This window comes from Actinophytocola sp. (assembly GCF_050699915.1).
GTDB lineage: Bacteria > Actinomycetota > Actinomycetes > Mycobacteriales > Pseudonocardiaceae > Actinophytocola.
This window is the reverse complement of record NZ_JBOHGA010000339.1, coordinates 1-4779: the sequence shown is the minus strand read 5'-3', so window position 1 is coordinate 4779 and position 4779 is coordinate 1. Positions and strand designations below refer to the sequence as shown.

The 4779-nt window shown below is 69.3% G+C and carries 5 protein-coding genes; 2 read left to right on the top strand and 3 right to left on the bottom strand.

The window, feature by feature from the left end; genetic code table 11:
• Window positions 1-190: 190 nt before the first annotated feature.
• The gene (locus tag ACRDSK_RS31950; protein WP_431445130.1) at window positions 191-670 is read right to left on the bottom strand and encodes a YbaB/EbfC family nucleoid-associated protein; all 480 of its coding nucleotides are present in this window, start codon (window positions 668-670) and stop codon (window positions 191-193) included.
• A gap of 154 nt (window positions 671-824) precedes the next feature.
• Between ACRDSK_RS31950 and ACRDSK_RS31945 the strand changes: the two genes are divergently transcribed.
• A complete protein-coding gene (locus tag ACRDSK_RS31945) occupies window positions 825-1727 on the top strand; it encodes an ABC transporter ATP-binding protein (RefSeq protein ID WP_431445129.1) in 903 nt (300 codons plus the stop codon).
• On the top strand, window positions 1720-2910 hold the full coding sequence (locus ACRDSK_RS31940; protein ID WP_431445128.1) for an ABC transporter permease: 1191 nt from the start codon (window positions 1720-1722) through the stop codon (window positions 2908-2910). The genes ACRDSK_RS31945 and ACRDSK_RS31940 overlap by 8 nt, the downstream gene beginning before the upstream one ends.
• A 118-nt stretch (window positions 2911-3028) precedes the next feature.
• On the opposite strand, the gene ACRDSK_RS31935 is transcribed toward ACRDSK_RS31940, so the two are convergent.
• Both ACRDSK_RS31935 and ACRDSK_RS31930 read right to left on the bottom strand, forming a co-directional pair.
• A complete protein-coding gene (locus tag ACRDSK_RS31935; protein WP_431445127.1) occupies window positions 3029-4387 on the bottom strand; it encodes a citrate synthase in 1359 nt (452 codons plus the stop codon).
• 92 nt (window positions 4388-4479) lie between these two features.
• The coding region (locus ACRDSK_RS31930) for a PfkB family carbohydrate kinase (RefSeq protein ID WP_431445126.1) at window positions 4480-4779 on the bottom strand (300 nt) is incomplete at its 5' end.

The following is a 4779-nucleotide window of genomic DNA, read 5'->3' as shown; positions in this document are numbered from 1 at the left end:
AACGCACCCCCACCCACCGACTCCTGCACACCACCCGAAGCCGACCGCACCCGAGACGCAATCGTCGTCACCGTCTCCGCGTGCAGCCGCACCTCCCCCACAACAACGTTGAAACCCTCACCCATGGAAAATCCGCCGATCCTTCGTCGAAACTGGAACGCCCCCGGCCCGACCCGACCGGGGGCGCTTCTCACTTGATCACTTCTGGTGGGTTCTCGAAGTAGTCGTCGTCGGGACGCTTGTCCCGGTGCTTCTCGATGTTGAAGACGTCCTCCTTGCCGTCGCCGGTGTAGCCCTCGGGCAGGTGCTCCTTGACCGCCTCGAGCGCTTCGCCCTCGCCGACGAACTTGGTCATCACGTCCACCACCTGCGCGCCCACGTCCCGCTGCGCCTGGCGGGTGGCCTCGAGGATCACCCGCGCGAGGTGCTCGGGCTCGATGTCCCGCACCCCGGGCCGAAGCACCAGGTCACTGAGCGCGCCGCTGGCGGTCACTCGGACGGTCACCTCACCGTCCTGCGACGTCGCCGACCCACCAACGGTCTTGAGCGTCTTCTCCGCCTTCTCCGCCTTCTGGGCCGCATCCCGCAGCTTCTCGTCGTACTGCGCGAACCACTTGTCCGGGTCCATGCCCTCGTCACTCCACTGTCGCCGCCGGTCCAACGCCTGCATCCTCGCCGGAAGATACGCGAGCAAGGACCGCCGAACGTTGTAGTCGTGCCAACAATTTTCAAACGTAATCCGATGCGGACGCCCGGTAATCATGCGTGGTCGGCGGGCCTGGATACTCTTGATGGTCGACCACAGCGAGCGACGGAGGACAGGCGTGCCACCAGCGGTACTGGAGGTGGAGCGGGTCGCCAAGAGCTACGGCCAGGTCGTGGCCTGCCAGGACGTCAGTTTCATCGTCGCCCCTGGTGAGCTTTTCGGGCTCGCCGGCTCGGGCGGTGCCGGCAAGACCACCACGGTTCGCCTGGTGCTCGGCGTCCTCGCTCCGGACGCCGGCGAGGTCCGCTACGGCGGCGAGCCGGTCACGCTGAGCACCCGGCGGCGGTTCGGCTACCTGCCCGAGGAGCGGGGGCTCTACCCCCGGATGCGCGTCCTCGACCAGCTCGTCTACCTCGCCGAACTGCATGGCCTGACCACCAACGAGGCACACAAGGCGGCCGAGATCTGGCTCGCCCGCCTCGGCCTGCGCGCCCGGCGCGGCGACCAAGTCCAGCGGCTCGGCCTCGCCGACCGGCAGCGCGTGCAGCTCGCGGCCGCGCTGGTGCACGACCCGGAGGTGCTGGTCCTCGACGAGCCGTTCGCCGGGCTCGACCCGGCCGGGGCCGCCCTGCTCGGCGACGTGCTGGCCGAGCGTGCGGCCGCCGGGTCACCGGTCCTGTTCACCAGCCGGCAGCTCGACCTGGTGGAGCGGCTGTGCGACCGGGTCGGCATCCTCCAGAATGGACACATGGTGGCCAGCGGGACGGTCGACGAGCTCAGTGCGGGCAGCCGCCTCGAGCTGCTCGTGGAGGCGCCGGACGCGCCGCCCGGCTGGGCGGACGCGGTGCCCGGCGTCGAGGTCCTCGAAGTCCATAATGGACGTACGCGGCTGCACCTGCGCAACGGCGTGGACGACCAGGCCGTGCTGTCGGCCGCACTCGCGACCGGGCCGGTGCGCGAGTTCACCCGGCTGCGGCCGACGCTGGCGCAGCTGTACCGGGACGTGGTCCGTGGTGACTGAGCCCCGCCCCGTGCGGACGGTGTTCCTGGTCGCCCGCCGCGAGCTGAACGCCCGGCTGCGCACACGGTCCTTTGTGGTCAGCACGGCCGTGTCGCTGGTGGTGCTGGCCGGTTTCGTGCTCACGCAGAGCACCCTGTTCGACGAGGACCACACCACCCGCGTCGGGCTCAACGGGCAGGCCATCGCGGTGGCCGGGCCGCTGCGCGACGCCGCCATGCAGCTGGACTACGACGTCACCACGACCGAGGTCACCGACCTCGCGGCCGGCCGCGACATGGTGTCCGACACCGAGCTGGACGCGCTGGTCAGCGGCGCGCCGGCGGAGCTGACGGTACTGGTGCGCGGCGATGTCGACCCGGACCTGCGCACCGTCCTCAATGGACTCGTGCAGCAGCAGGTGCTGAGCGGGCTGCTGGCGTCGGTCGAGGAGCTCGACGCCGACCAGGTGCTGGCCACGGTCGCGAAGGCGGGCGTGCGGGTGGACTCGTTGGAGCCCGCGGACCCGCAGCACGACCAGCGTCTCGCGCTCGCGCTGATCATCGTGGTGCTGCTCTACGTCGCGCTGCTGCTGTACGGGTCGATGGTGGCGCAGGGCGTGGTGGAGGAGAAGTCGAGCCGGGTGGTGGAGCTGCTGCTAGCGACCGTGCGACCGGGGCAGCTGCTGTCCGGCAAGGTGCTCGGGCTCGGGCTGGTCGGGCTGATCCAGCTGTTCGCGGTCGGCGTCGTGGGTCTGCTGGTGGCCGTCCTGACCCGGGTGGTGACGATCTCGGGGCCGGCGGCGGGGATGCTGGCGTGGGGTCTGCTGTGGTATCTGCTCGGCTACCTGTTGTACGCCACCGTGTTCGCGGCGGTCGGCTCGCTGGTTTCGCGGCAGGAGGACGTGCAGTCGGTGCTGATGCCGATCACGACGCTGCTGGTGGTGGCGTTCGTACTGGGCGTCGCGGTCCTGTCACGCAACCCGGCCGGGCCGACGGCGACGGTGTTGTCGCTGCTGCCGCCGCTGTCGCCGATCCTGATGCCGGGCCGCATCGCCCTCGCGGCGGCCCCGGCGTGGCAGGTGGCCTTGTCGATCGCCTTCATGCTGGCGACGATCGCGGTCCTCGCTCGGGTGGGCGGCATGGTCTACCGGAACGCGGTGCTCCACATCGGACCTCGGCTGCGGCTGCGCGACGTCCTGCGCTGACACGCTTGCGGCACTGGACGCTCGCCGCTGGTGGGAGTCGGGGGCGTGCCCCATATCGAACGCCGCCCCGAGCTTCGGCTCGGGGCGGCGTCGTCAGTGTTGTCGTCAGTGTTTGTCGTCAGCGCCGGTCCAGTGCGACGTAGTCCCGCTCGGTGGCGCCGATGTAGACCTGCCTCGGGCGGCCGATCTTCGTGGCCGGGTCGTTCATCATCTCGCGCCAGTGGGCGATCCAGCCTGGGAGGCGGCCCAGCGCGAACAACACGGTGAAGAACTTCGTCGGGAAGCCCATCGCGCGGTAGATCAGGCCCGTGTAGAAGTCGACGTTCGGGTACAGCTTGCGCTCGACGAAGTAGTCGTCCGCCAGCGCGCGCTCCTCCAGCTGCTTCGCGATGTCCAGCAGGCTGTCGTCGCCGCCCAGGCGGGACAGGATGTCGTCCGCAGTCTTCTTGATGATCGCCGCGCGTGGGTCGTAGTTCTTGTACACCCGGTGGCCGAAGCCCATCAGCTTCACGCCGTCCTCGCGGTTCTTCACCCGCTTGACGAACGTGTCGACGTCACCGGCATCGTCCCGGATGCCCTCCAGCATGTTCAGCACCGCGCTGTTCGCGCCACCGTGCAGCGGGCCGAACAGCGCGTTGATGCCCGCCGAGATGCTCGCGAACAGGTTCGCCTCCGAGGACCCGACGAGTCGCACCGTCGACGTCGAGCAGTTCTGCTCGTGGTCGGCATGCAGCACGAACAGCAGGTCCAGCGCCCGCGTGAGATCGGGATCGACCTCGTACGGCTCGGCCGGGAAGCCGAACGTCATCCGCAGGAAGTTCTCGATCAGGCCGAGCGAGTTGTCCGGGTACAGGAACGGCTGGCCGACCGACTTCTTGTACGCGTAGGCCGCGATCGTCGGCAGCTTCGCCAGCAGGCGGATCGTGGAGATCTCCACCTGCTCGTTGTCGAACGGCCGCAGGCTGTCCTGGTAGAAGGTGGACAGCGCGGAAACCGCGGAGGACAGCACCGGCATCGGGTGCGCGTCGCGCGGGAAGCCGTCGAAGAAGCGCTTCAGATCCTCGTGCAACAGCGTGTGCCGGCTGATCTTCGAGGTGAACTCGTCGAGCTGCGTCCGCGTCGGCAGCTCTCCGTAGATGAGCAGGTAGCTGACCTCGATGAAGGTCGAGCGCTGGGCGAGTTGCTCGATCGGGTACCCGCGGTAGCGCAGGATCCCCGCGTCACCGTCGATGAAGCAGATTTCCGACGAGCACGCGGCGGTGTTCACGAAGCCGGGGTCGAGCGTCACCAGCTCGGTGGTCGACAACAGCTTGCCGACGTTGATCCCGTGCGCGCCCTCGGTGGCACGCGTGATCGACATGTCGTACTCGCCACCGGGATAGCGCAGCGCGACGGATTCCGACGCGCCGTTGTCTGCCCCCGCGGTTACGGGGTTGTCGCTGCCGGCCCCGGCAGAGACGGTCCTCGCCTCAGGCATGCGTGTCCCTCTCAAAAACTTTTGTCATTTTACTGTAACGCTAGTGCGGTTCGCGCCGGCCGGACAGTCCACACGGTGTGGGCCACGGCACTCTAGGGGTGAATTCCCAGTTCAGCCGCGTACGGCGGCTCCGCCCCGGCGCGGGATACCGTGACCGCGGCGGCACGCGCCGCGAACTCGAGCGCCTCGCGCCAGCCGTCGGGCCCGATCCCGCGTACCGCGGCGGGGTTCGCGACGCCACGCGAATGCAGCCAGTACAGCAACGCTCCGTGCACGGTGTCGCCGGCGCCGATCGTGTCGACCACGGTCGCCGGCACCGTGGGCACCTCGACCTCGTCGCCGTCCGCGGTGAGCGCGACGATGCCGCCCGCGCCGCGGGTGAGGACCGCGGC

Coding starts and splice junctions, on each gene's coding strand:
- ACRDSK_RS31935 (WP_431445127.1), bottom strand. CDS start 4,387: ATGCCTGAGGCGAGGACCGTCTCTGCCGGGGCCGGCAGCGACAACCCC.
- ACRDSK_RS31950 (WP_431445130.1), bottom strand. CDS start 670: ATGCAGGCGTTGGACCGGCGGCGACAGTGGAGTGACGAGGGCATGGAC.